Genomic DNA, 24,505 nt, shown 5'->3' with positions numbered 1-24,505 from the left:
ACTCACCGTGATGTCATTAGTGGTCCTATTCGTCCGGGCCGGGTTCCGGCCAAGTCTCCTTCGCTGCTTCCGCATACCAGTGCCGCATCGCCGGCGTTGCCAACACGGCGTCGACGTAGGCGCGCGTGTCGGGCGCGAGCTTGCCGCCATAGGTGTCGAAGCGGGTGACGACAGGTGCATACATGGCATCGGCCGCGGTGAAATGACCGAACAGGAAGGGGCCGCCCTTGCCGTATTGTTCCCGGCACTGGCGCCAGATCGTTTCGATGCGCGCGCGCTGCATTTCGCCTTCGGCGTCGAGCGGCTTGTGGCCCTTCGGCCGGCGCAAATTCATCGGCCAGCCATAGCGCACCTCGCGAAAGCCGGAATGCATCTCGGTCGCTACCGAGCGGGCCAGCGCTCGGGCGCCGATATCCTGAGGCCAAAGCTTTTTCTCCGGAAACAGGTCGGCGAGATATTCAAGGATGGCAAGGGTTTCCCAGACAATCCTGCCATTGTGATTCAACACTGGCACAAGGCCGGTGGGCGAGACTTTCGCCAGAGCGGCAAAGGTTTCGGGCGTGCGCAGGCGCACGAAACCTTCCTCGAACGGGATCTCCAGATGCTTCATCGCCACCCATGGCCTCAGCGACCAGGACGAAAAGCACTTGTTGGCGATGATGAGCGTAAATTCAGCCAAGGCGGTCTCCCCAAAATTTCGTCACACTAGTCACACGATACGACGCGGCAAAGCGTTTCGGCGACCATATAAGCGACCAGATGCGACGATGATCGCCGCCCAGGGAACCTAAGCCAAGCCGGCCCGTTTGCCTCCTGCGAATGAATCCCCGAATCCCAGGAGATGCAAAGATGGTGAACAAGGATCAGGTTGCCGGCGTGGCCAAGCAGGTCAAGGGCTCGGTCAAGGAGGCCGGCGGCAAGGCGACCGGCAACAGGCAGACCCAGGCCGAAGGCACGGCCGACAAGACCGCCGGCAAGGTGCAGAAGGTGTATGGCGACGTGAAGGACAAGATCAAAAAGGCGCTCTGATTCGATCTTGCAGGCAATGAGGAAGGCGGCTCAAGACCGCCTTTTTCTTGTCAGAGGCTGAGGCTCTTGCTGAAGGCGCTGGTGAACTTGACCCCGCCCCGGTCGCCCGCCGCCTCGCCTAGCACCACGTCCATGCCGTCCCCGGTTACCCTCACCAGCGCGAAGCCACCCATATAGGCAGCCTTCGGCTTGAACAGGTCGAGGCCATCGCTTTTGTAGATCATAGGCACTTCGTGCTGATGGCCATGGAAGATGGCGATGACATTGTAGCCCTTCAGCGCCGCCAGCAGCGCTTGGCGGTCGGCCTCGCTCCACCAGTGCGGCGCGCCTGCGCCGTCATCGTCATAGGTGCGCTTGGCCGGGTCCCAGCGCTCGACCGAGAAAGTGTCCCAGCCATAGTGCTGGAACAGGATGACGGGACGGCCATCCGCCGCGTAGGTCGCCAGATCCTGCTTCAGCCACGGCAGGCTGCTCACCGCGCCATGGCCGGTGTCGCCGGCAAAGCGGTGGGTCTGGACGAGATGCAGGCCGCCCCAGTCCCAGGAATAGCAGTCGGTGTCGACATCGTATTCGGTGGCCGGCACCGGCGGCTTGAAGAACACGCCGGGGCGGTGGTTGACCTCGACATAGTCGCGCAATTCACGCCGATACCAGTCGACATGGGGCGGCGAGCCATTCTGGTCGAGATCGTGATTGCCGAGGCCGACATAGACCGGCATGTGCACGCGATCGGGACCGACGCCCTGTTGATAGCGCTGGCTGAACTGCAACAGTTGCGTGCCTTCGCTGGGCTCGGTGATCTGGCCGCCGCCATCGTCGGTGATGTCGCCGCCGACAACGAGGCCGAGCGGCGCATCGATGCGGCCGCCGGCCGAACGCAGGCGGGTTGCAACGCCATCGATCTCGACTGGCCATTGCCGGCCGACCAAGCCATTGAGGACAGCGACATTGCGCAACAGCGCGGCATCGGTCTTGCCTTCCTCCAGGCAGTTGGGGCTGAGGCCGCTCGACATGCGGCAGGCATGGACGTCGGCGATGAACAGAAAGGTGGCGTCGATGGGCTGGATGCGCTTGCCGGTCTGGCCAAGCGCGGCGCGCGGCAGCATGCCAGCCATGGTAAGGCCGGCTGCCTGTGCGAGGAAATTGCGACGGGAGAGGACGAGCTTGCGATTCATGACCTGAAATTCAGCACAGCCGGCGCCCCACCGTCCAGTTGCCAGGAATGGCAGGTCGACACGGCACTGTGGCTCTGGCATTTCTTGGGTCATGCTGGCGCGTAGCAAATACAAGCAGAGGGGGAGGATTTCATGAGAGCCGTTTCGATAGGCGTGGTGCTGGCTGGGTTGCTACCGGCGGCTGCGGTGCATGCCGCCGATTGTGTCGACGCAAAATCGGCCAAGGCCGGCTTCGTTCTGGAAATGCCTGGCGTCCGCAGCGAGTTTCGGCCGGTGGCCGGCGGCATGGTGTCCGTCGCCAACAACTACGAATCGCAATCGCCGCAGACACAGTTCCTGTTTGCCGGCCTGGTCGAAGTGTTTCGCGACAGCGATACCGGACGGGTGGCGACGATTCCGTTTTCCGATCTGCGAAAACTGTTTCCGCTGAAGACGGGAGCCAAGAGCACGATCGAATTCGTCGAGTTGTCGCCGAACAAGCAGCCGAAGAGCACCAAGACACTGAGCCTGGTCGTCAAGGGCAAGGAGACGTTCAGCGTCGGCGGCTGCAAATACAACGTGCTGGCGGTCACGGAGACCTTCAAGAACGGCGCCGGCGAAACGCTGGACACATTCACCGCGCTTTATGCTCCCGATCTGCAAGCGTCTCTCGCCCGGCGTTACGACGAAGGGACCAGCGCGGAATCGGTGAACGGTTACGAGACGATCAAGCCGCTTTCCAACTAGAACAGCGCAGTTCCGGCCTCAAGGTTTTCCCGGCCGCAGCAGGATCCTGCGACGCCGCTTCGCTCTGCTCGGGAATGGCGGCGTTGAGCTGCCCTGAAGTTCGGCCAGGCAATCGCGCAGCACGCTGGCATCCTGTGCCGCCTTGGCCATCGACATGGCGCCGGAATAGGCGGCGATGGCGAGTGCCGCAAAGCGCTCGGGGTCGGTGCCCTGCTCCCTCCCCGACTGCTGGTCGGCTCGCACCTTGTCGGCAACCGCCTGACGCCATCCGGCAAAGATATCGTCCAGAGCGGCGCGGAAATCCGGGTCAGCGAGCGACAGTTCATGCGCCAGATTGTTGAGCGGACAGCCGCGCACGAAGCCTTGCTGCTCAAGCTCGGTCGCCACCGCCTCGAACACCGCGCGCACGCCTTCGCGCGCCGAGCCTGCCGCCCGTACAGGGTTGATCCAGGTTTCATCGAGGGCCGCTGCCACGCGCTCCTCGATCACCGCCAGAGCGAGCGCCTTCTTCGTCGGGAAATGATGATGCAGCGCGCCGCCGCTGACGCCTGCGGTCGTCATCAACTCGCCAAGAGCGGATGCATGATAGCCACGCGCCTGGAACGACGCTTCGGCGATATCGAGCACCTTGTTGCGCAGCCCTTCGGGATCGTTGGTGCGTTTTCGCGGCGGCCCTTTCGGAGCCCGAGCAATCTCTGCTGACATTTGCCAACGATAGCAGATTGACAAAACAGGACAACCGGTCTGTTTTATAAACCGGATGATCATCCTGTTTTTGGAGACGACACAATGACCGTACCCCTGAATGCGCCTGCGACGGCAAGCCTGCTCGCTTCGCCTGTCGTCGAGTTGCGGCAGTACACGCTGAAGCCGGGACGGCGCGAGACGCTGATCGACATCTTCGACAGTCGGTTCATCGAAGGCCAGGAACACGCCGGCATGACCATCATCGGACAGTTCCGCGACCTCGACCGCCCCGACATATTCGTCTGGCTGCGCGGCTTCGATGGCATGGAAGCGCGGAAGCAGGCGCTCACCGCCTTCTATGACGGGCCGGTGTGGACGGCGCACCGCGACGCCGCCAATGCGACGATGATCGATTCCGACGATGTGCTGCTCTTGAAGCCGGCATGGCCAGGCGCCGGCTTCGATCTGTCAGGCGCGCAGCGAGGCGCCATGCCGGCGGATGGAAAGTTGAGCGCAGACAATCGCTTGACCGGTGTTGTTGTCATCCAGATTCATCATCTGCGGTCTGGCGCCGAAGCCGATTTCGCCGGCAATTTCGAAACGGACGCCGTTCCGGTCCTTATCGGCGCCGGCGGACGGTTGCTTGGCGCCTTCATCACCGAGCACGCTGAAAACAGCTTTCCCCGCCTGCCGGTGCGCTTGAGCGAAAACGTCTTTATCGCGGTGACGGGTTTCGACAGTCCCGAGGCGCATGCCAGTTACGAAGCCGCAGTTGCCGCTTCGCCCCAATGGCAAGCGGCCGATGTGACGTGGCGGACCGAAACCTTGCGCCTGACGCCGACGTCGCAGTCACTGCTGCGGTAACCGGATCGGCACGCGGCCAACCGAAGTTCATACTGAGCGATAGGCCGGCGGCTTGACCGCCCTCGCCGATCGGCATTGCCTTCGTGACGCGGGCAACAGCGAGAGCATTCGATGCGACTTGGCCTTCAATGAGACTTTCTGGCAAACGAGCACTGGTGACCGGCGGCTCGGACGGCATCGGCCTGGCGATATCGGAAGCTTTCTTGCGCGAGGGCGCCGACGTGCTGATCGTCGGTCGCGACACCAGCAAGCTCGAGACCGCCCGCGAGACACTTGCGGCGGCGGGCAACGTCGGCACCCAGTCGGCCGATCTCTCGACCTCGTCCGGCATCGATGCCGTGGTCGATCGCGCGAAAGCAACCGGCCCGCTCGACATCCTCGTCAACAATGCCGGCGTCGCTTATCTGGTGCCTTTCGAGAACGTCACCGAGCACCAATTCCAGCAATCCTTCGCGCTCAATGTGACGGCGGCGTTCTTCCTTACCCAGCGGCTGCTGCCGCATCTCGGCGCCAACGCTTCCGTCATCAACATCTCGTCCTACTTCGCCGACAAGATGATCCCGAAGCGGCCGTCGAGCCTGTATTCCTTGTCCAAGGGCGCGCTGAATTCGCTGACCAAGTCGCTGGCCTTCGAGCTTGGTCCGCGCGGCATCAGGGTCAATGCGATTGCGCCCGGCACGGTCGACACCGCCATGCGGCGCAAGTCGATCGACAACCTGCCGGCGGCAGCGCAAGCCGAGCTGAAAACCTATGTCGAGCGCAGCTACCCGCTCGGCCGCATCGGCCAGACCAGCGATCTTGCCGGCATCGCCGTCTATCTGGCCAGCGACGAGGCGGCGTGGACCAGCGGCGGCATTTTCGCGATCGATGGCGGGTATACGGCGGGGTGACCGTTTGGACGGCCCTCGGCCTCGAACAAGCGGAGCACTTGACCAAACTTCCGATACCGCGTCTGTCTGCAGATTGAGCAATGCTTCAGACATTCGTGGTGCCATGCCGTCTATCGATCCACTGATCCTCTTCTACACAACGTTCTTCAGCAAACCCGTCGATATCGCGTCGATACAGTGCGAAATGCCCGGGCGGTGGACACTGGACAAACGACGGATTTCCGAGGCCGCGGCAGTCGTCTTCCATATTCCGAACTTTCGCGAAGTGGGCGATGCCTACAAATACCCTGGTCAATATTGGGTCGCCTGGTCGATGGAATGCGGCCAAAACTACAAGCGACTTGCCGACCCCAAAACCATGCGGCACTTCGATATCATCATGACGCATGAATCCCGGTCCGATGTCTGGGTACCCTACCTTCCGCGTGCGGTGTGGTGGAAAGATGCGCTGGCCAGACCAATCGTGCGGAAAACGGAAGAAGCGCCGGTCGCACTCTTCCAGTCGGCCGGCCTGAATTATAGCGGCCGTGTCGATTTGGCGAACGAACTGGCGCGCCACATCAAGATCGATTCTTATGGCCGATATCGCAACAACCGATCGGTCTCTGGCCCCGATCTGGGCTCGAAGACCAAGATCGAAACCATTGCGCGGCACAAATTCTGCCTGGCCATGGAGAACTCGATCGAGGCCGACTATGTCACCGAGAAAATCTATGACGCGTTCATGGCGGGCACGGTGCCGATCTACCTTGGCGCTCCCAATGTGGACGAGTTCGTTCCGGAGCACTCCTTTATTGACGCCAGTGCCTTCGCCAGCGCCAGCGATCTTGCAGCCTATCTCCAGCACCTGATCGCAACGCCGCAAGACTACGAGGCTTATTTCGACTGGCGCTCAAAGCCATTGCCCGACAACCTCGTCAAACGGGTGCAATCATTGGAAACACCCGCGTTCTGCAGACTGATGAGCGTCGTGCGCCAGCGTCTGGAGGCGCGGACAAGCAAGCCTTCCGGACGGCGAACACTTCCGTTCGGCTATAGATCCTATCTCAGGACAAAGCTGCGCCGTTGGAGGAAAAAGGTTCCGAGCTGACGGTCCGCGATCAGGCGCGCTTTCAGCAAAATACGGAGAACAAAGAGCGTCTCTTGCGACGTCGAGACGGCTTCGACCTTGCCGCCATGCATCTTGGAAATCTCCGAGGCTATGTGGAGGCGCTCCCAGGGTGGACTTGAAATTCTCGGTTTCGCGATCCGAAGCTCGATCCGGATGCGATGCCGGATTTTGGTCGGGAAACTGAACAGAAGGACAAGTGCATAAGCTACCTCATCGCTGCTGTTGCCAGTGAGCGCCGGCACGGATGGTAGTTTGTGTGGCAGCGTCGCTCGTAGGTAGAGTAGGTAGACATGAATTGCGCATTGCTGATCCTGGGGGAAGTTTGCGTAGAGCAATCCGCCAGCTCGACATGATCTTATCGAGCTAAATCCGCAAGTTTCCATCCACTTCATGGGATCAAGCCGCACTGAGGAGCAATTTCCTTCACACGAAAGTGGAGGGTGCAGGATCCCGAAGGGCGGCGCTACCGCTTCAACCGATTTACTGCCTGCCGGCCGCAATCTCTGCTTGAAGGCCATTGTGCAACGCGATACGCCGTTGCCGAATTCGATCGTCGGAGAGACAAGTGACCGCTGCCAGGACCAGAACCGAAACCGACACGTTCGGCCCCATCGAGGTTGCCGCCGACCGTTACTGGGGCGCGCAGGCGCAGCGTTCCCTCGGCAATTTCAGGATAGGCTGGGAAAAGCAGCCGGCCTCGATCGTGCGTGCGCTCGGCATCGTCAAGCGAGCGGCGGCGGAAGCCAATATGGAGTTGAAGCGGCTCGATCCGGCAGTCGGCAAGGCGATCATCGAGGCGGCGCAAGAGGTGATCGACGGCAAGCTGAACGATCATTTCCCGCTGGTCGTCTGGCAGACCGGCTCGGGCACGCAGTCCAACATGAACGCCAACGAGGTGATCTCCAACCGGGCGATCGAACTTCTGGGCGGCGTCATGGGCTCGAAGAAGCCGGTGCACCCTAACGACCACGTCAATATGAGCCAGTCGTCGAACGACACCTACCCGACAGCCATGCACATCGCGTGCGCCGAGCGCATCGTGCACGATCTGCTGCCGGCGCTGAAGCATCTGCACGCTGCGCTCGAGGTCAAGACGAAGGCCTTCGCCCACATCATCAAGATCGGCCGCACCCATACGCAGGACGCGACACCCCTCACGCTGGGCCAGGAATTTTCCGGCTACGCCGCGCAGGTGGCCTCTTCGATCAAGCGCATCGAGATGACGCTGCCCGGCCTGCAGGAACTGGCGCAGGGCGGCACCGCCGTCGGCACCGGCCTCAACGCGCCGGTGGGCTTTGCCGAAACGGTGGCGGCGCGCATCGCCGAAATCACCGGCATCGCCTTCGTCACCGCGCCGAACAAGTTCGAGGCGCTCGCCGCGCACGATTCCATGGTGTTCTCGCATGGCGCCATCAACGCGGCGGCCGCCGCCCTCTTCAAGATCGCCAACGACATCCGCTTCCTCGGCTCCGGCCCGCGCTCGGGCCTCGGCGAACTGTCGCTGCCGGAAAACGAGCCGGGTTCCTCGATCATGCCGGGCAAGGTCAACCCGACCCAATGCGAGGCTCTGACGCAGGTCTGCGTGCAGGTGTTCGGCAACAACGCCTCGCTGACCTTCGCCGGCAGCCAGGGCCATTTCGAGCTCAACGTCTACAACCCGCTGATGGCCTACAACTTCCTGCAGTCGGTGCAGTTGTTGGCCGACGCCTCGATCTCCTTCACCGACAATTGCGTCCTCGGCATCGAGGCTCGCGAAGACAACATCAAAGCCGCGCTCGACCGCTCGCTGATGCTGGTGACCGCGCTGGCGCCGACGATCGGGTACGACAATGCCGCCAAGATCGCCAAGACCGCGCACAAGAAGGGCACCACCTTGCGCGAGGAAGCACTGGCCACCGGGCTGGTCAGCGAGGCAGACTACGACCGGCTGGTGCGGCCGGAGGACATGACGCATCCGGGTTAAGCGATTCCAGGGGAAGTGCCTTGCGTTTCCTCGGGAAGCGCGCAGCCCTCTTCTTGGGGATTGCGTCAACTAGAAATCCGAATTTTGTGGCGGGACAATTTGCTCCCGCCGCTGCTGGCCGCGACAAGAATTTTGCGTCGGTCGAACGATCCCGAAATGTACGTCCTGTGAACAATGTGTCGCCGGACTGGCGGCTTTGGTGAACAGTCGGCTTGGTCTATCTGACGGGACATCAACCCTTTTCGGAGAGCCACCATGTCCATCAACACTTCCGCTGCCGGCGCCGGCATCGCGTCCAACAGCTCCACCACCATCCTGCTCGGCCGCATCCTGCTCGCCGCCATCTTCCTGCTTTCCGGCTTCGGCAAGCTCACCGCCATTTCGGGCACCGCCGGCTATTTCGGCGCCATGGGCCTGCCGGTGCCGACCGTAACGGCCATTGTCGTCGGCCTGATCGAATTGCTCGGCGGCCTTGCCGTGCTCGTTGGCTTTCAGACCCGCATCGCCGCCTGGGTGCTCGCGGTCTTCACCATCGCCTCGGCCTTTGTCGCCCATACCGGCTGGGCCGACCAGAACCAGATGATCCATTTCCTGAAGAACGTCGCCATCACCGGCGGTTTCCTGCTGCTGGCTTCCTCGGGCCCTGGCGCCTACTCGATCGACGCCAAGCGCGGCTGAGCTTTCCCTCCCAAGCCTGAAAAAAGCGGCGTGGAATTTTCCACGCCGCTTTTTCGTTGTCTGCCCAAGCGCGCACCCGTCCCATCCCTGCTAGGATCGGTCTCGAAACAGCCGGCGGACAGACAACGGAGATGACCATGCCCCGCGATGCATTGCTTCTGATTTCCCGGCTGCTGCTCGCCGCCCTGCTCGTTCCCTCCGGCTACCACGCGCTCGCCGACATTGCCGGGACGACCGGCTATTTCGCCGGCCTCGGCATGCCATTGCCGACCCTTGCCGCCTGGGGCACCGGGCTGTTCGAGTTGATTGCCGGTCTCTTGATACTGGTCGGCTTTCAGACGCCGGTCGTTGCGATACTTCTTGCCGCTTTCTGCATCGTTGCAGGCTCCATCGGCCACTACGGCCAGGGCGGCGATGACCCGATGCTCACCTTCCTGCACCAGCAGATGCTGATGAAGGATATTGCCATCGCCGGCGGATTCCTGGCGCTAGCCATGGCCGGCGCCGGGGCCTGGTCGATCGACGGGCGCGGTGCCGCGGTCTGATATCGTCAAATATCGTCCCGGTTGAACCATCGATGCCCGAGGCAGGTCGACCCCCACTCCGTCTCGGCTTCGCCGAGCCCCCTCTCCCCCGATCGACGGGGTAGAGGAAGGGCGCGAGCCTATTGCCGCCAACGCTTTCCAACGAGGCTCCCTTCCTTTCCCTCCGGAGGGGGAAGGTGGCGGTGCGAAGCAGCGACGGATTGAGGAAGCCGGTGCTCGAACGCGAGGCCGACGACGACATGGTTTTGCTGTCAGGCCGCGCCTACTTCACCGACACGCTCTGCCCACCCTCGACCGCCAGCACCAGCCGGCGGTTGGTGATCCGCGCCAGTTGCGCCAGCCGTCCGGCCGGGCGTTCGCCGTAAAGATCGGAAAGTGAGGCCGGCAGCACCAGCGCCAACGTGCCATTGCCGCGGTTTTCCCATTTCAGCCGCGGCATGACGCCGGGCATGGCCGCAGTCAGCAGATAGACGACGCGCAGCACCGCCGCCAGGATGCGGGCGCGCTCGAGATAGCGCGGCGTCGCCAGGCCGCGGATTTCCGGCGCCGCATCGTTGAACACGCCTTCGTGGCGGAACAGGCCGACCAGCGCCAGGAAGGCACGGCCGGGGTGATCGACGCCAATGAAGGATGCGTGGGCAATGATGTTGAGCGACTGCTTGCCGCGATATTCCGGGTGTGCGCGCCAGCCTATATCGGCCAGCAGACAGGCAGCGTGGCGATAGCGTGCCTCATCCTCCGTCTCGTCGATGCCGAAGGCGGCAAAGGTCTTGTCCGTCCATTCGACAAGCTCATGCGCATGGGTGACCGAGCGCGACCGCAGCCGCGCCAGTTCCTCCGAAGCGGAGACCAGCGGATCGGCCTTCTGCTCGGCAGGGTCGAGCAGCGAATAGAGAAACCCTTCGCGCACGCCCAATGCCGAGACGATGATCTTCGACGGTTGCATCGCCGCCATGATCTCCTGCAGCACGACCGCGCCATAGGGCAGCAGCGAACGGCGGTTCTTCGACACACCTTCGATGCCCTTGACCTTCTCGATCTCGCCTTTCGCCACCTGCTTCAGGAAATTGGCGGCGCTTTCGACACCGATCTCATAGTGGTGCATGACGCCAAGCGGGTAGTTGGTCATTTCCATGTGCAGCCGGGCAAGGTTTCGCCAGGTGCCGCCAACGGCGTAAAAGGGCCGTCCCAGCCCGCCCTTCAACAATTTGGCGCGCGCCAGTTCGTCGCGGGTGATCTTTGCCGCCTGGGCGAGCGAATTCCTGGCCATGTCCTGCAGCCGCAGGCCACCCAGCGGCAGCGTGATGCCGTCGCCGATCGCCTCGCCATTGATGTCGATAAGCTCCAGGCTGCCGCCGCCAAGATCACCGGCAATGCCATTGGCGGGGTGGAAGCCCGAAATGACGCCAAGCGCCGAATAATGCGCCTCCTGCCGGCCAGTGAGCACGCGGATCTCGGTCTTGAGCACATCCTGGGCGCGGTGGATGAAATCGGGGCCGTTGATCGCTTCGCGGGCCGCGGCCGTCGCCAACACATACATGTGCTCCGCGCCGGCCTGGTCGGAGAGCGCACGGAAACGGCGGAACTCCTCCATCGAGCGCGTCACCGCCTCGGGGTCGAGCTTGCCGGTCGAAACGATGCCGCGGCCTAGGCCGGCCAGCATCTTTTCGTTGAACAGCAAGGTCGGCGAGCGCGCCAGCCCCTCATAGACGACAAGGCGGATCGAGTTCGAGCCGATGTCGATAATGGACAGCGGCCGGCGATCCTGCAGCCGGCCTTGGGACGTTGAAATCATCAGCCGGTGTTCTTCTTGCGACGCTTGAACTGCGCGATGCGCTTGGGCGCATGCGACTTCAGCGCGTCACCCCGTCCCGACAGGCTCGGATTGGTCATGAAATATTCCTGCGCGTTGAACGGTTCCTCACCCTCCTCCAGCACGACGCGCCGGGAGGTTCCGTCAGCCAATACGTCGAAACTTTGCTGGTTGTCCATGATGTTGCCCAGCATGATCTGGCCAAGGATCTGTTCATGCACCGTTGGATTGGTGATCGGCACCATGGTCTCGACGCGGCGGTCGAGATTACGTGGCATCAAGTCGGCCGAGGCGATGTAGACGATCGCCTCGTCCGACGGCAGGCCATGGCCGTTGCCGAAGCAGTAGATGCGGCTGTGTTCGAGGAAGCGGCCGACGATCGACTTGACCCTGATGTTTTCCGACAGGCCGGGCACCTGCGGCCGCAGGCAGCAGATGCCGCGCACGACGAGATCGATCTCGACGCCGGCACGGCTGGCGTCATAGAGCGCGTCGATGATGTTGGGATCGACGAGCGCGTTCATCTTCATCCAGATGCGCGCCGGACGGCCAGCCAGCGCGTAGGCGACCTCGTCGGCAATGTGCTTGAGGATACGGCTGCGCAGCGTAAACGGCGAGATGGCGATCCGCATCTCATCGGTCGGCTCGGCATAGCCGGTGATGAAGTTGAACAGCTGGGCGACATCGCGCGCGATCGTCGGATCGGTGGTGAAGAAGGACAGGTCGGTGTAAATGCGCGCTGTCACCGGATGGTAGTTGCCGGTGCCGAGATGCACATAGTTACGCAGCTTGCCGTCCTCGCGCCGCACCACCAGCGACATTTTCGCATGGGTTTTGAGTTCGAGGAAGCCGAACACGACCTGGACGCCGGCGCGTTCGAGGTCGCGCGCCCAGCGGATGTTGGCTTCCTCGTCGAAGCGCGCCTTGAGCTCGACCAGGGCGGTTACCGACTTGCCGGCCTCGGCCGCGTCGACCAAGGCGCGCACGATCGGGCTGTCGTTGGAGGTGCGGTAGAGCGTCTGCTTGATCGCCACCACCTCCGGGTCGGCCATCGCCTGGCGCAGGAATTGGACCACCACGTCAAAGGATTCATAGGGGTGGTGGACGACGATGTCCTTCTCGCGAATGGCCGCGAAACAGTCGCCGCCATGCTCGCGGATGCGCTCGGGAAAGCGTGGATTGTAGGGGGTGAACTTCAGGTCGTCGCGCGGCACGGCGACGATCTCGGAAATCTGGCTGAGCGCCAGCGGGCCGGTCAGAACGCTGATGCGGCTCGAAGAGACGCCAAGCTCGCCGGCGACGAACTCGCGCAATTCGCCGGGCATCGACTTGTCGAATTCGATGCGGATGACCGAACCGCGGCGGCGCCGCTTCAGCGCCGTCTCGAACAGGCGCACGAGATCTTCCGACTCTTCCTCGACCTCGATATCGCTGTCCCGGATGATGCGGAAGGTGCCGGAACCCTTGACCTCATAGCCGGGGAACAGCTTGCCGATATAGAGGCCGACAGCCTCCTCCAACGGAATGAAGCGAACGTGCTGCTTGCGGTCGGGCAGACGGATGAAGCGCTTCAGCGCCACCGGCAGGCGCAGAAGCGCGCTCATCTCCTCGCCATTCTTGCGATGGCGCAATTGCAGCGCCATCGAGAAGCCGAGATTGGGAATGAACGGAAACGGATGCGCCGGGTCGATCGACAGTGGAGTCAGCACCGGGAAAACCTGGTCCTGGAAATGGTCTTCCAGCCAGACTTTTTCATCCTTGGTCAGTGCATCGCGGGTGATGCTCTCAATGCCTTCCTTGTTGAGCAGCAACATCAGCGCCGAAAGGCTGTTCTGCTGGTCCTCCTGCAGCCGCTCGACCTCGCGCAGCAATTGTTCCAGCTGCTGCTCCGGCGTGCGGCCGTCGGGGCTCTTGAGCGCAATGCCTTCGCGCACCTGGCCCGCAAGGCCGGCGACGCGGACCATGAAGAATTCATCGAGATTGGCGGCCGAAATCGACAGGAAACGGACGCGTTCGAGCAGCGGATGGTGCTGGTTCTGGGATTCCTCGAGCACACGCCGGTTGAACTGCAGCCAGGAGAACTCACGGTTGACGAACCGATCGGGGTTGCCGCCCTCGGGGCTCGCCACCTCGACATTGATGAATTCGCTCTGCACCGGCTTCAGTTCGTTCATGGTTCCTGCTCTTCCCCCGCCAACCGTCCCTTGGAGCGCCGCTGGACGTGCCATGCCTCTAACACGCTTTTGTGGCGCATGACCCTTCGGCGAAAACCGTTCCGATTTCAGGGACATGCACTTAACCGGCTCAACGTATCCTCTGACAGGCTTTTGCGACAGTTTCATTTCATCGATCTTGCAAACAGGCCTGTTATGTTCCAGATGCTTTTCGACGAGATCAAGGAGACGACGATGGCAGGCGGTTCCATTCCCCATTTCCAGAACGATGCGGGCCATCCGGCAATCGACATCGGCGTCAAGGAATTCATGTGCACCGGCGCCAACCCGCCCTTCGACCACCCGCATGTGTTCCTCGACATGGGCGACGACAATGAAAAGGTCTGTCCCTACTGCTCGACGCTCTACCGCTATTCGGCGAAGCTGAGGGCGACGGAAACGCTGCCGGCTGGTTGCCTTTATATCGACCAGGCCGCCTGATCCTTCCGCGACAAGCCCGATGGAAGACATCAGGTCCCGGCAGGTCATAATCGCCGGGGCCGGCATCGCCGGGCTGACCGCTGCCCTTGCCTTCGCCGGACGGGGTTATCCGGTAAAGCTGATCGAACAGGCACAGCACCTAGAAGCGGCCGGCGCCGGCATCCAGCTTTCGCCCAACGCAACACGCATTCTTGGAAAACTCGGCGTGCTCGACCGACTGCTGCCCGCAGCGTTGCGGCCGGAAGCGGTCGTGCTCAAGGACGCCGGGACGCTGCGCGAACTGGCGCGGGTACCGCTCGGGCACGCCGCCGAAGCGCGCTGGCAGTCGCCCTATCTTGTCGCCCATCGCGCAGATCTGCAGGCAGCGCTGCTGGGGCAAATGGCTGAACGGTCGCAGATTGAGCTCATCACCGGCGCCCGCGTGACCGGCATCGTCAAAGACGCGCAATATGTCGCCGTGACCGCCGAAGTGGACGGCCGCGAGATCGAGGCACGCGGCAAACTGCTGGTCGGCGCCGACGGCGTCTGGTCGGCGGTCCGGGCGCAACTCGCAGGCGAGGACTTCGTCAAAAGCCGTTTTTCGGGCGAACTCGCCTGGCGGGCTACAATCGCAGCCGACGGTGCGGCCGGAGAAGCCTTTGCCGCGATCGGCGCCGCCGACTGCGTCACCACGTTCCTGCATCCTGGCTTCCACATGGTCGCCTACCCCGTCAGCAAAGGCCAGGCCTTCAATCTCGCCGCCTTCACCAAGGGTGAGCGCATGGCCGAAGGTTGGTCGGGCCATGCCGATCCCGCGATCCTCACGGCTGCCCTGCGCGGCACCGCGCCGGGCCTGACGAAGCTTGTGGCACTGGCCGGCCCATGGACGGCCTTTCCGATCCATACCGTCGAACAACAGCGGTGGACGAGCCCGCAGGGCATCGCGATGATCGGCGACGCCGCGCATGCGATGACGCCGTTTGCCGCACAGGGCGCGGCAATGGCGATCGAAGATGCCATCACGCTTGCCGACGCTATCGCTGATTTCCCTGGCGATCTGCCCAGAAGTTTTCAAATCTGGGAAAATCTTCGGCGGCCGCGTGTCGCCAAGGCCGCGCGTCGTGGGGCCGTAAACCGCCTCGCCTGGCATGCTGCCGGCCCGGTGGCGATCGCCCGCAATCTGTTCCTGGCCATGCGCTCGCCCGACAAGCTCGCCGCCGACCTCGACTGGCTCTATGGATGGCGAGCGGACACTCGGCAGTCCAGATCGTCGACGTAGCGATCCTTCCCACCCCCCTCTGTCCTGCCGGACATCTCCCCCGCAAGGGGGAGATTGGATGTCGCCGTCGCCTTCGCCAAAATCGCCGGCGTTGCAGCAGGAGCGCCGCGGGCAAAACGGCTGATCTCCCCCCTTGCGGGGGAGATGGCCGGCTGGCCAGAGGGGGGTGCCGTCCCGCTGACTTCAAAAGATCCAACACTGTCGGGGTGCGGCGTAGGAGCTGCTAATTATACAGCCGCATTGAAAATCGCAGCGAGGCCGGCAGCGGGTTCCACCAGCCGGTGCGCAGGCCGGCGGTGCGCAGGCCGGCGGCTGTCCAGGTGTTACAGCCGACAAGCGCGTTGAATTGGCCGTTCGCCTCGAAGAAGCGGTCGAAGCTGGAATAGGCGGCGTTCTCGATGACGACCGGACCATGCGGCCCTTGCTGGAAACTCGCGTCGATATAGTCGAGCAGCGCTGCAAAACGTTCCTCATCGATGTCGAAACCGGTGACAGCAGGGTGCGGCTCGGCGATGGCCCCGGCGATATCGACATGCATGACCGAGGCGTCCAGTGTCAGCGCCTTGAGGACGGGCACTGCCTTCAGCTGCGACCAGCTCGGCGTCTCCAGATAGAAGGCCCGGCCGCCCCAGCCAAAGACGATGTAGCGCACTTCCGGGGCGTCGACAGGGATGCCGGCAGCGACCAGGAAATGGAAGCGCCGGCGCACTTCGTCATCGACGGGAATGGCGATGTCGGTGTGGATCGGATTCTCCAGCACCAGAATATGGCGCGTGCCCTCACCCGCCGCTGACGCCGGCCACAGCGGACGCGGCACCAGCGTGCCGAGCGTGGCAGCGAGCGCGACCACGATAATCAGCATGGCCACGAAACGCAGGGCTTTTCTCATGCGGCGGCGGCTTTGTGTTTCAATGGAGAAGATCAACCCCGACCCCAGATAGCAAAAGAGCCCGGCCGCATTACGGCCGGGCTCTTTTGGTTCGCATGAAAATGCTCAGTGCAGGATCTGCGACAGAAACAGCTTCGTGCGCTCGTGGCGCGGATGGTCGAAGAACTCGGCCGGCGTGTTCTGTTCGACGATCTGGCCCTGATCCATGAAGATCACCCGGTTGGCGACTTTGCGGGCAAAGCCCATTTCGTGAGTGACGCACAGCATGGTCATGCCTTCCTCGGCCAGGCCCACCATCGTCTCCAGCACTTCCTTGATCATTTCGGGATCGAGCGCCGAGGTCGGCTCATCGAACAGCATGATGCGCGGGTTCATGCACAGCGAACGCGCTATCGCCACGCGCTGCTGCTGGCCGCCCGACAGCTGGCCCGGATATTTGTTGGCCTGTTCGGGGATCTTGACGCGCTTGAGGAAGTGCATGGCCATTTCCTCGGCCTGCTTCTTCGGCGTCTTGCGCACCCAGATCGGTGCCAATGTGCAGTTCTCCAGGATGGTCAGATGCGGAAACAGGTTGAAGTGCTGGAACACCATGCCGACCTCGCGGCGCACCTCGTCGATCTTCTTGAGATCGTTGGTGAGTTCCTTGCCGTCGACGATGATCTTGCCCTTCTGGTGCTCTTCCAGCCGGTTGATGCAGCGGATCATGGTCGACTTGCCCGAGCCCGAAGGACCGCAGATGACGATGCGCTCGCCGCGCATCACCTTGAGGTTGATGTCCTTCAGCACATGGAACTCGCCATACCATTTGTGCATGCCGATGATGTCGATTGCGACATCGGTGGTCGAAATGTGCATCTTCTTGGCATCGACCTTGATCTCTTCGGCGCTGACGGCGTTTTCTATGACCATGGCAGGTTCCCCTTTTTGTTCTGTCTTTTAGCTATGATGCATGTCGTTGTCCCAAAACCGCTAAACACTTTTGGGCGACATGCATCAACGTTTGTGGCCGGTGTCGAGCCGGCGTTCCGTGTACATCGAATACCGCGACATGCCGAAGCAGAACAGCCAGAAGACGAAGGCTGCAAAGATGAGACCGGATCTCGCGGTCTGTGGCGTCGCCCAATTGGCGTCCGAGAAGTTCTGCTTGACGACGCCAAGCAGGTCAAACATCGAGATGATGATGACGAGGCTTGTGTCCTTGAACATACCGATGAAGGTATTGACGATGCCGGGGATGACCAGCTTCAGTGCCTGCGGCAGCACGATCAGCACCATCTTCTGCCAGTAGCCCAGGCCAAGCGAATCCGCCCCCTCATACTGACCCCTGGGGATCGCCTGCAGGCCGCCGCGCACCACTTCGGCCATGTAGGCGGCGGCAAACAGCGAGACGCCGATCAGCGCCCTGAGATATTTGTCGAACGAAACACCGGCGGGCAGAAACAGCGGCAGCATGACGCTGGCAAAGAACAGAACGGTGATCAGCGGGATGCCGCGAACGAACTCGATGAAGACCACGCACAGTGTCTTGACGATCGGCATCTTGGAGCGCCGGCCAAGCGCCAGCACGATGCCCATCGGCAGCGACACGGCAATGCCGACAAAGGACAGGCTCAGCGTCACCAGCAGCCCGCCCCATAGCTGGGTCTCCACATGCGGCAGGCCGAAGATGCCGCCGACCAGGAGCACGAACGCGATGATCGGCAGTGCCAGGAATAGAAGAATGGCGTTCAACCCCTTGCGCGGCACGCGTGGCATCAGCAACGGGACCAGCAGCGCCACGAACACGACGGCGACCAGGATCGGCCGCCAGCGCTCTTCCAGGGGATAGCGGCCAAGCATCAACTGGCCGAACTTCGCGTTGACGAAGGCCCAGCAGGCGCCTGACCAGCCGTCCGGCTGGACGCCGCCTTGCGCCACCGTGGCGCATACAGTCCGGTCCGGCCCCGTCCACTGGGCGTTGATGAAGGCCCAGTTGACGATGGGCGGCACGATCATCACCACCAGCGCAATAGCCACTACAGTCAGGATGACGTCGCCCACCGAACCGATCAGGTTCTTGCGAACCCAGGCCAAAGGCCCCCGCACGCCGGCCGGGGCTTGTTGAGCGAGTGCCATTTCGGTCCGCACCCAGGAGGTATCATGTTCCTGCATGGTCTTACCTCTCCACCAGCGCCATCCTGGCGTTGACCACATTCATCACCGCCGACGTCACCAGGCTGATGATGAGATAGACGACCATCATGATCAGCACACCCTCGACCGCTTGACCGGTCTGATTCAGCACTGTGCCCGCGATCGCCGTCAGGTCGGGATAACCGATGGCGATGGCCAGCGACGAGTTCTTGGTCAGGTTGAGATACTGGCTGGTCAGCGGCGGGATGACAATCCGCATGGCTTGGGGAACGACGACAAGCCGCAGGATAGATCCCGGCCGCAGCCCCAGGGCGCCAGCCGCTTCGGTCTGACCCTTGCTGACGCCGAGAATGCCGGCGCGCACGATCTCGGCGATGAAGGAGGCCGTGTAACAGGACAGCGCCAAATAGAGAGACAGGAACTCCGGCCCGATCTGAAAGCCTCCGGTCAGGTTGAAGGTCGATTGTTTTGGAAAGTCGAAGCTCAAGGGAAAGCCGCTCAGCGCATAGGCCAGGAGCGGAAGGCCGACGATCAGCGCCGCCGAAGTCCAGAATACGGGAAACTGCTGGCCCGTTGCCATTTGCCGCTGGCGTGCCGTGCGCGCGACAAAAAAAGCCATGGCGATGCCGACAAGCAAGGCGACAAACATCAGCCAGGAGCCGTCGCCCCAGATAGCGCGCGGAAAATAGAAACCGCGTTGGTTGAGGAAAGAGCCGAACGGCAAATTGAAACTGTCGCGAGGCGCCGGCAGTACCGCGAGCACGCCTGAATACCAGAAGAAGATCACCAGCAGCGGCGGGATGTTGCGGAACACCTCGACATAGACCGTGCAAATCTTGCGAACCAGCCAGTTGCGCGATAACCGGCCGACGCCGACAATGAAGCCAATGATGGTCGCGGTGCTAATGCCGGCAACGGCGACGATAATGGTGTTGATAAGCCCGACGACAATGGCCTGGCCATAGGTCGAGTCGGAATCATAAGCGATGGGCCTGACTGGAATGTCAAAGCCTGCTCGGTTGTTCAGGAAGCCAAAACCGGAAGTAATATGCAAGCGCTGCAGGTTGACGATGACGTTGTGGACGATCCACCAGACGCCCGCCACCAGCAAGATGACAACCACCGCCTGAAAGAAAAACCCGCGGACTTTCGGATCGTTGATGAAGGAACCGCGGCTCGGCTCCTCGCGAAGAACTTCCTGCGACGCCATTGCTCATCCCCTGGAAAGAGAAACCGGAAGGCAGATGATCTGCCTTCCGGATCACATTTCGATCAGCGGATCGGCGGTGCGTATTGCAGGCCGCCCTTGGTCCACAGCGCATTGATGCCGCGCGCGATCTTCAGCGGGCTGCCGGTGCCGACATTGCGCTCGAACATCTCACCGTAATTGCCGACTGCCTTGACGATGTTGACGACCCAGTCATTGCTCACGCCAAGGTCGGTTCCGATCTTGGTTTCGGCTTCCTGACCGAGCACGCGCTTGATCTCCGGATTATCCGAGGTCTTCATCTCTTCGACATTGGCCTGGGTGATGCCCAGTTCCTCTGCCTGCAACAGGGCGAAGTAGGTCCACTTGACGATGTGGTACCACTGGTCGTCCCCCTGGCGTACGGCGGGGCCGAGCGGCTCTTTGGAGATGATCTCGGGCAGCACGACATGGTCGGCCGGCGCACTCAGCGTCAGGCGGATGCCATAGAGGCCGGATTGGTCGGTGGTGTAGACGTCGCAGCGGCCGGCGTCATAGGCAGCGTTGACCTCTTCCAGCTTTTCGAAGACGACCGGGTTGTACTCCATCTTGTTCGCCTTGAAGTAGTCGGCGAGGTTGAGCTCGGTGGTGGTGCCGCTCTGCACGCAGACTGCCGCACCTGAAAGCTGCAGCGCCGAATTGACGCCAGGCAGTTTCTTGGCGTTGATCATGAAACCCTGGCCGTCATAATAGGTGACGCCGATGAAGTTCAGGCCAAGCGCGGTATCGCGATTGATGGTCCATGTGGTGTTGCGCGACAGGAGATCGATCTCGCCCGACTGCAACGCGGTGAAGCGCTCCTTGGCGCTGAGCGGCGTGAACTTGACCTTGGAGGCATCGCCGAAGACTGCACCAGCGACAGCGCGGCAGAAATCCGCGTCGATGCCTTTCCAATCGCCTTTGTCGTCAGGCGCCGAGAAGCCGGCCAGGCCCGTCGAGACACCGCACTGGATGAAGCCCTTCGCCTTGACGGTATCGAGCGTTGTCGCCGACGCGGCCGAAGCCATCCATCCAAGCGCAGCGGCACCGAGAATGCCAATTGCAATATGTTTCATAACCCACAGACCCTTTTCTGTTTTCAGGTAAACCCTGATCCTCAGGCAAATCCTGATCTTTTCCCGCGTGAACCCGGCTCCCATCCGGCTCATTCCGGAACCTCGCGTCGTAACCGACGCCCGGCCCCTCCCATTCACGAACTGCATCGAAGGCGATTATCTCTGTGAGGTCAAGGGAAATGACCGTTTCACGACAGCTTTGAAAACCAATTGCCGCAAATGCCTGAATTGCGGACAACACCCTCAGGAAAGCAGCAAGCCCCGCAAACAAAAACGGCAAAGTCCGTCGACGCTAATCCACATCCACTCATGAAATCCGCGGCTCTGGATTGCTACGCAATCCAGACTATTCATAAGGGAATTGGCCTATGCAAAGGGCACCGCCTGGCGGGCGCCCGCTGTTGCACGGCCAATGCCGCCGCTCTATGGCTAGCGCTTTCACCACGAGGCGAAGAGCAATGGCGACTGACGGCAACGAAATGGGTATCAACACGCGGCTTGCCCATTCGGGCAACAATCCGCACGACTATTTCGGCTTCGTCAATCCGCCGATCGTGCATGCCTCGACCGTGCTCTATCCCAATGCGTCGGTGATGGCGGCGCGCAGCCAGAAATACACCTATGGCACACGCGGCACGCCGACCACCGATGCGTTGGCGCATGCGATCGACGCGCTGGAAGGCTCCGCCGGCACAATAATCGTGCCGTCGGGCCTGGCGGCGGTGACCGTCCCGTTGCTGGCGTTTCTCTCGGCAGGCGATCACATCCTGATTGTCGATTCCGTCTACCATCCGACCCGCAATTTCGCCGACACGATGCTGAAGCGGCTGGGTGTCGAGGTCGAGTATTACGATCCGCATGCCGGCGCCGGCATCGCCAGCTTGATCAAGCCGAACACCAAAGTCGTGTTTACGGAATCACCGGCCTCCAACACCTTCGAGGTGCAGGACGTTCCGGCGATCGCCAAGGCGGCGCATGAAACGGGCGCCATCGTCATGATGGACAACACCTGGGCAACGCCGCTCTATTTCCGTCCGCTCGACCACGGCGTCGATATCTCGATCCATGCGGCGACGAAATATCCGGCCGGGCATTCGGACGTGCTGCTGGGCACAGTGTCTGCCAATGCCAACTGCTGGAAGCAGCTTTGCGAGACGTTCTACACGATGGGCTGCTGCGCCGGCCCCGACGACGTCTACCAAGTCCTGCGCGGCCTGCGCACGATGGGCGTTCGGCTGGATCACCATCAAAAGAGCGCGCTTTCGATTGCCACCTGGCTTGAAGGCCAGCCCGGCGTGGCCCGCGTGCTGCACCCGGCGCTTCCCAGCCACCCCGACCACGCGGTGTGGAAGCGTGATTTTTCCGGCTCGAGCGGCATCTTTTCCATCGTGCTCAAAGGCGGCGGCCAGAGACAGCAGCATGCCTTCCTCGATGCGTTGAAAATTTTCGGTCTCGGCTATTCCTGGGGCGGCTATGAGAGCCTTGCCGTGCCGGTCTTCCTCGGCGACCGTACCGTCGCCAAGGGCCCCTATGACGGCCCGCTGATCCGGCTGCAGATCGGACTCGAGGATGTCGAGGACCTCAAGGCCGATATCCTGCGCGGGCTGGAAGCGGCCGCTGCGGCATGACACCAGCAAACTTGCCAAGCTGATTCCGCTAGCCGGTTTAACCCGTTGAAAGGATTGGCGAGCGGCTTTCGTAGGGCGATCGACCTCGCAAAGCCGCTCATCGGTCAACCAAGCGCAATGTTATTTCCCCAACGCGCGCTTTTTCGGATCGGTTTGACTTTCAAAATCGTCGGGCCAACGCCATTGCAGGCGCTGCGCGCACAATTCCAGCCGGACTGAGCTTGCCATGGCCTTTCGTCTCTTTGTCCCCATTCTCGCCGGCGCGACGCTGCGCGAGCGCCTCATCGCCTGCATCGGGGCGATGATCGGCATTGCGCTGACCGGCGCGATCGGCGCGCTGGTGCTTGGCAATGGCCCGCATGTGCCGCTGCTGGTGGCGCCGATGGGGGCGTCGGCGGTGCTGCTGTTTGCGGTGCCTGCAAGCCCGCTGGCGCAGCCATGGTCGATCATCGGCGGCAATACAATATCGGCGCTGGTCGGCGTGATCGTGGCCCATTTCGTCCATCAGCCCGTTCTCGCCACGGGCATTGCCGTGGCGATGGCGATCGCCGCCATGTCGTTCTCGCGCTGCCTGCATCCGCCGGGCGGAGCCGCCGCACTGACCGCCGTGCTCGGCGGGCCGGCCGTGATCGGTGCGGGCTTCCTGTTTCCGTTCGTGCCGGTGGCGCTGAACTCCATGATGCTGGTCGCGCTCGGCTATGCTTTCCACAGGCTGTCGCGACGCAGCTACCCGCATGTGCCGGCCCCTGCCCCGAAAAGCACGCACGGAACCATCGATCCGCCGGCTCAGGAGCGCATCGGCTTCCGGGCCGAGGACATCGATGCCGCGCTGGCTGCGCTCGACGAGACCTTCGACATCGACCGCAACGATCTCGAACAGCTGCTGCGACAGGTCGAACTGCAAGCGACGATGCGCGCACACCGAACCATGTTGTGCGAGGACATCATGTCCCGCGACGTGATTTCGGTCGATGAACACGCGTCCGCCGATCGGGCGCGTCATCTGCTGCTCGACCACAATATCCGCACGCTGCCGGTTGTCGACAAGGACGCCAGGCTGGTCGGCACCGTTGGATTAAGGGAATTGGCGCGAGCCGACGAAGCCGTCGGAAGCGTTACGTCGACAGCGTCGACCGCCGCCGCCGGTACGCCCGCCATGGCCCTGCTACCGGTGCTCACCGACGGCCGCACCCATGCAGTCATCATCGTGGACGGGGACAGCCGCATCCTTGGCCTGATCACGCAGACCGACCTGCTTGCGGCAACGGCACGAGCGCAGGCTGCTGACAAGCCGCTGGCGGAAGCAGTATTCTAGGCGCCGTCGGAGCCGGGCGAAAATGGCCGGGAACCTTTTGCCGGCGATGTCATCCAATGTCTTGATCGAGGTTTCGAACGGGGATTGGATCGAGGAACTGGCCATGCCTGCTATGTCTCTACCAATGCCCACTGCTGCCTCAAGCGAGATGCTTCTCGTGCGCCGCGCGCTGGCACGCGAAGGCAACGCCTTCCGCATCATCATGAAGACCCATAATCAGCGGCTCTATCGCATCGCTCGCGGGGTGGTGCGCAACGATGCCGAAGCCGAGGACATCGTCCAGGAGGCCTATGTCAGAGCCTTTGCCCATCTCGATGCCTTTCGCGGGGAGTCCTCATTGGCCACCTGGCTGTCGCGCATCGTCATCAACGAGGCGCTCGGCCGTCTGCGCAAAAGGCGGCGGACGGTGGCGAAAAACCCGCAAGCCGAAATCATCCAGTTCCCCTCAATCCCAGCGACGATCCGGAGCGGACGATGGCGCAGCGGCAGATCCTCGAGTTGGTGGAACGGGCGACCGACAGCCTACCCGATGTTTATCGGACGGTGTTCGTGGCGCGGGTTATCGAGGGGCTCAGTATCGAGGAGACCGCCGAGCTGCTTGGCGTGCGGCCGGAAACCGTCAAGACAAGGCTACACCGCGCCCGCGCCCTGGTACGCAATGCACTCGACGACCAGATCGGGCCGGTGCTGCTCGACGCCTTCCCGTTTGCCGGCCGGCGCTGCGACAGGCTGACCAGCGCCGTCATGCAGCGGCTCGGCCTGGAGAGCTGATCATCGGCTGATTTGGCCGATTTCCTCGGGAACGTTTGCCGCCGCTGCGCATCCAATGACCGTCAACTGAAAAAC

Annotated in this window: 23 protein-coding genes and 1 pseudogene; 14 read left to right on the top strand and 10 right to left on the bottom strand. The window is 62.3% G+C overall.

Annotated elements, in window-relative coordinates:
• Nucleotides 1–25: 25 nt before the first annotated feature.
• Entirely contained in the window at nucleotides 26–679 is a 654-nt protein-coding gene (locus NLY44_RS03050) for a glutathione S-transferase family protein (protein WP_023684314.1), read from the bottom strand.
• A 170-nt stretch (nucleotides 680–849) separates the two neighbouring features.
• Here NLY44_RS03050 and NLY44_RS03045 point away from each other — a divergent pair, with 170 nt between their 5' ends.
• Nucleotides 850–1,029 (top strand): CsbD family protein, encoded by a 180-nt coding sequence (locus NLY44_RS03045; protein ID WP_023671498.1) that lies wholly within the window; start codon nucleotides 850–852, stop codon nucleotides 1,027–1,029.
• 50 nt (nucleotides 1,030–1,079) lie between these two features.
• Here NLY44_RS03045 and NLY44_RS03040 read toward each other — a convergent pair whose 3' ends face one another.
• Nucleotides 1,080–2,204, bottom strand: a complete 1,125-nt coding sequence (locus tag NLY44_RS03040) for a metallophosphoesterase (RefSeq protein WP_023804993.1) — start codon at nucleotides 2,202–2,204, stop codon at nucleotides 1,080–1,082.
• 132 nt (nucleotides 2,205–2,336) lie between these two features.
• Here NLY44_RS03040 and NLY44_RS03035 point away from each other — a divergent pair, with 132 nt between their 5' ends.
• Complete coding sequence (locus NLY44_RS03035) at nucleotides 2,337–2,930, top strand: hypothetical protein (RefSeq protein ID WP_023689912.1); 594 nt, start codon at nucleotides 2,337–2,339, stop codon at nucleotides 2,928–2,930.
• An 18-nt stretch (nucleotides 2,931–2,948) separates the two neighbouring features.
• On the opposite strand, the gene NLY44_RS03030 is transcribed toward NLY44_RS03035, so the two are convergent.
• Nucleotides 2,949–3,635 carry a TetR/AcrR family transcriptional regulator gene (locus NLY44_RS03030; RefSeq protein WP_023689911.1) on the bottom strand — a complete coding sequence of 229 codons (687 nt, stop codon included), beginning with the start codon at nucleotides 3,633–3,635 and terminating at the stop codon, nucleotides 2,949–2,951.
• 84 nt (nucleotides 3,636–3,719) lie between these two features.
• Here NLY44_RS03030 and NLY44_RS03025 point away from each other — a divergent pair, with 84 nt between their 5' ends.
• From NLY44_RS03025 to NLY44_RS03000, 6 genes are all read left to right on the top strand, one after another.
• Entirely contained in the window at nucleotides 3,720–4,481 is a 762-nt protein-coding gene (locus NLY44_RS03025) for an NIPSNAP family protein (RefSeq protein ID WP_023804992.1), read from the top strand.
• Between the two features lie 128 nt (nucleotides 4,482–4,609).
• A complete protein-coding gene (locus tag NLY44_RS03020) occupies nucleotides 4,610–5,371 on the top strand; it encodes an SDR family NAD(P)-dependent oxidoreductase (protein ID WP_023804991.1) in 762 nt (253 codons plus the stop codon).
• 103 nt (nucleotides 5,372–5,474) lie between these two features.
• A complete protein-coding gene (locus tag NLY44_RS03015; RefSeq protein ID WP_023743008.1) occupies nucleotides 5,475–6,461 on the top strand; it encodes a glycosyltransferase family 10 domain-containing protein in 987 nt (328 codons plus the stop codon).
• A gap of 586 nt (nucleotides 6,462–7,047) precedes the next feature.
• Nucleotides 7,048–8,445, top strand: a complete 1,398-nt coding sequence (gene fumC / locus NLY44_RS03010) for a class II fumarate hydratase (RefSeq protein WP_023804990.1) — start codon at nucleotides 7,048–7,050, stop codon at nucleotides 8,443–8,445.
• A gap of 255 nt (nucleotides 8,446–8,700) precedes the next feature.
• A complete protein-coding gene (locus NLY44_RS03005; protein ID WP_023694684.1) occupies nucleotides 8,701–9,123 on the top strand; it encodes a DoxX family protein in 423 nt (140 codons plus the stop codon).
• A gap of 137 nt (nucleotides 9,124–9,260) precedes the next feature.
• Nucleotides 9,261–9,668, top strand: a complete 408-nt coding sequence (locus tag NLY44_RS03000) for a DoxX family protein (protein ID WP_023715186.1) — start codon at nucleotides 9,261–9,263, stop codon at nucleotides 9,666–9,668.
• A 262-nt stretch (nucleotides 9,669–9,930) separates the two neighbouring features.
• Here NLY44_RS03000 and ppx read toward each other — a convergent pair whose 3' ends face one another.
• Together ppx and NLY44_RS02990 are read right to left on the bottom strand one after the other, a co-directional pair.
• Complete coding sequence (gene ppx, locus NLY44_RS02995) at nucleotides 9,931–11,463, bottom strand: exopolyphosphatase (protein WP_023804989.1); 1,533 nt, start codon at nucleotides 11,461–11,463, stop codon at nucleotides 9,931–9,933.
• Nucleotides 11,463–13,655 (bottom strand): RNA degradosome polyphosphate kinase, encoded by a 2,193-nt coding sequence (locus NLY44_RS02990; protein ID WP_023671487.1) that lies wholly within the window; start codon nucleotides 13,653–13,655, stop codon nucleotides 11,463–11,465. Before NLY44_RS02990 ends, ppx begins: the two co-directional genes overlap by 1 nt.
• 234 nt (nucleotides 13,656–13,889) lie before the next feature.
• Here NLY44_RS02990 and NLY44_RS02985 point away from each other — a divergent pair, with 234 nt between their 5' ends.
• Nucleotides 13,890–14,135: a zinc-finger domain-containing protein gene (locus tag NLY44_RS02985; protein ID WP_023705697.1), complete on the top strand. Its 246-nt coding sequence runs from the start codon at nucleotides 13,890–13,892 to the stop codon at nucleotides 14,133–14,135.
• Between the two features lie 19 nt (nucleotides 14,136–14,154).
• Nucleotides 14,155–15,393: an FAD-dependent monooxygenase gene (locus NLY44_RS02980; protein ID WP_023804988.1), complete on the top strand. Its 1,239-nt coding sequence runs from the start codon at nucleotides 14,155–14,157 to the stop codon at nucleotides 15,391–15,393.
• A gap of 223 nt (nucleotides 15,394–15,616) precedes the next feature.
• Here NLY44_RS02980 and NLY44_RS02975 read toward each other — a convergent pair whose 3' ends face one another.
• From NLY44_RS02975 to NLY44_RS02955, 5 genes are all read right to left on the bottom strand, one after another.
• Complete coding sequence (locus NLY44_RS02975) at nucleotides 15,617–16,282, bottom strand: TIGR02117 family protein (RefSeq protein ID WP_023804987.1); 666 nt, start codon at nucleotides 16,280–16,282, stop codon at nucleotides 15,617–15,619.
• A gap of 105 nt (nucleotides 16,283–16,387) precedes the next feature.
• Nucleotides 16,388–17,191 carry an amino acid ABC transporter ATP-binding protein gene (locus tag NLY44_RS02970; RefSeq protein WP_023734275.1) on the bottom strand — a complete coding sequence of 268 codons (804 nt, stop codon included), beginning with the start codon at nucleotides 17,189–17,191 and terminating at the stop codon, nucleotides 16,388–16,390.
• Nucleotides 17,192–17,275: 84 nt separating this feature from the next.
• Complete coding sequence (locus NLY44_RS02965) at nucleotides 17,276–18,433, bottom strand: amino acid ABC transporter permease (protein WP_023804986.1); 1,158 nt, start codon at nucleotides 18,431–18,433, stop codon at nucleotides 17,276–17,278.
• Between the two features lie 4 nt (nucleotides 18,434–18,437).
• The gene (locus NLY44_RS02960; RefSeq protein ID WP_023804985.1) at nucleotides 18,438–19,625 is read right to left on the bottom strand and encodes an amino acid ABC transporter permease; all 1,188 of its coding nucleotides are present in this window, start codon (nucleotides 19,623–19,625) and stop codon (nucleotides 18,438–18,440) included.
• Between the two features lie 62 nt (nucleotides 19,626–19,687).
• The gene (locus NLY44_RS02955; protein ID WP_023671480.1) at nucleotides 19,688–20,716 is read right to left on the bottom strand and encodes an amino acid ABC transporter substrate-binding protein; all 1,029 of its coding nucleotides are present in this window, start codon (nucleotides 20,714–20,716) and stop codon (nucleotides 19,688–19,690) included.
• Nucleotides 20,717–21,174: 458 nt separating this feature from the next.
• On the opposite strand from NLY44_RS02955, the gene NLY44_RS02950 reads away from it, so the two are divergent.
• The 4 genes and pseudogenes from NLY44_RS02950 to NLY44_RS02935 all read left to right on the top strand — a co-directional run bounded on the left by NLY44_RS02950 (nucleotide 21,175) and on the right by NLY44_RS02935 (nucleotide 24,430).
• Complete coding sequence (locus tag NLY44_RS02950) at nucleotides 21,175–22,344, top strand: cystathionine beta-lyase (protein ID WP_023700668.1); 1,170 nt, start codon at nucleotides 21,175–21,177, stop codon at nucleotides 22,342–22,344.
• A 226-nt stretch (nucleotides 22,345–22,570) separates the two neighbouring features.
• Nucleotides 22,571–23,659, top strand: a complete 1,089-nt coding sequence (locus tag NLY44_RS02945; protein WP_023804984.1) for an HPP family protein — start codon at nucleotides 22,571–22,573, stop codon at nucleotides 23,657–23,659.
• 22 nt (nucleotides 23,660–23,681) lie between these two features.
• Nucleotides 23,682–24,023: pseudogene (locus tag NLY44_RS32900) on the top strand (sigma factor); the annotation flags it as partial.
• Nucleotides 23,996–24,430 (top strand): sigma-70 family RNA polymerase sigma factor, encoded by a 435-nt coding sequence (locus NLY44_RS02935; RefSeq protein ID WP_353654462.1) that lies wholly within the window; start codon nucleotides 23,996–23,998, stop codon nucleotides 24,428–24,430. The pseudogene NLY44_RS32900 and the gene NLY44_RS02935, both read left to right, overlap by 28 nt.
• The last annotated feature ends 75 nt before the right edge of the window (nucleotides 24,431–24,505 follow it).

Origin of the sequence: Mesorhizobium sp. C089B (assembly GCF_030323125.1) — a bacterium.
Taxonomy (GTDB): domain Bacteria; phylum Pseudomonadota; class Alphaproteobacteria; order Rhizobiales; family Rhizobiaceae; genus Mesorhizobium.
Note: the sequence above shows the minus strand (reverse complement) of the source record. Positions and strands in the feature narration are given on the sequence as shown.

Excerpts from the sequence above, each read along its gene's own strand:
- NLY44_RS03040 (WP_023804993.1), bottom strand. The coding sequence starts at position 2,204 with ATGAATCGCAAGCTCGTCCTCTCCCGTCGCAATTTCCTCGCACAGGCA.
- NLY44_RS02960 (WP_023804985.1), bottom strand. The coding sequence starts at position 19,625 with ATGGCGTCGCAGGAAGTTCTTCGCGAGGAGCCGAGCCGCGGTTCCTTC.
- NLY44_RS02970 (WP_023734275.1), bottom strand. The coding sequence starts at position 17,191 with ATGGTCATAGAAAACGCCGTCAGCGCCGAAGAGATCAAGGTCGATGCC.
- NLY44_RS03035 (WP_023689912.1), top strand. The coding sequence starts at position 2,337 with ATGAGAGCCGTTTCGATAGGCGTGGTGCTGGCTGGGTTGCTACCGGCG.
- NLY44_RS02985 (WP_023705697.1), top strand. The coding sequence starts at position 13,890 with ATGGCAGGCGGTTCCATTCCCCATTTCCAGAACGATGCGGGCCATCCG.
- NLY44_RS02965 (WP_023804986.1), bottom strand. The coding sequence starts at position 18,433 with ATGCAGGAACATGATACCTCCTGGGTGCGGACCGAAATGGCACTCGCT.
- NLY44_RS02945 (WP_023804984.1), top strand. The coding sequence starts at position 22,571 with ATGGCCTTTCGTCTCTTTGTCCCCATTCTCGCCGGCGCGACGCTGCGC.
- NLY44_RS02980 (WP_023804988.1), top strand. The coding sequence starts at position 14,155 with ATGGAAGACATCAGGTCCCGGCAGGTCATAATCGCCGGGGCCGGCATC.
- NLY44_RS03005 (WP_023694684.1), top strand. The coding sequence starts at position 8,701 with ATGTCCATCAACACTTCCGCTGCCGGCGCCGGCATCGCGTCCAACAGC.
- NLY44_RS02950 (WP_023700668.1), top strand. The coding sequence starts at position 21,175 with ATGGCGACTGACGGCAACGAAATGGGTATCAACACGCGGCTTGCCCAT.
- NLY44_RS03000 (WP_023715186.1), top strand. The coding sequence starts at position 9,261 with ATGCCCCGCGATGCATTGCTTCTGATTTCCCGGCTGCTGCTCGCCGCC.
- NLY44_RS02955 (WP_023671480.1), bottom strand. The coding sequence starts at position 20,716 with ATGAAACATATTGCAATTGGCATTCTCGGTGCCGCTGCGCTTGGATGG.
- NLY44_RS03020 (WP_023804991.1), top strand. The coding sequence starts at position 4,610 with ATGAGACTTTCTGGCAAACGAGCACTGGTGACCGGCGGCTCGGACGGC.
- ppx (WP_023804989.1), bottom strand. The coding sequence starts at position 11,463 with ATGATTTCAACGTCCCAAGGCCGGCTGCAGGATCGCCGGCCGCTGTCC.
- NLY44_RS03015 (WP_023743008.1), top strand. The coding sequence starts at position 5,475 with ATGCCGTCTATCGATCCACTGATCCTCTTCTACACAACGTTCTTCAGC.
- NLY44_RS03030 (WP_023689911.1), bottom strand. The coding sequence starts at position 3,635 with ATGTCAGCAGAGATTGCTCGGGCTCCGAAAGGGCCGCCGCGAAAACGC.
- NLY44_RS02975 (WP_023804987.1), bottom strand. The coding sequence starts at position 16,282 with ATGAGAAAAGCCCTGCGTTTCGTGGCCATGCTGATTATCGTGGTCGCG.
- NLY44_RS03025 (WP_023804992.1), top strand. The coding sequence starts at position 3,720 with ATGACCGTACCCCTGAATGCGCCTGCGACGGCAAGCCTGCTCGCTTCG.
- NLY44_RS02990 (WP_023671487.1), bottom strand. The coding sequence starts at position 13,655 with ATGAACGAACTGAAGCCGGTGCAGAGCGAATTCATCAATGTCGAGGTG.
- NLY44_RS03045 (WP_023671498.1), top strand. The coding sequence starts at position 850 with ATGGTGAACAAGGATCAGGTTGCCGGCGTGGCCAAGCAGGTCAAGGGC.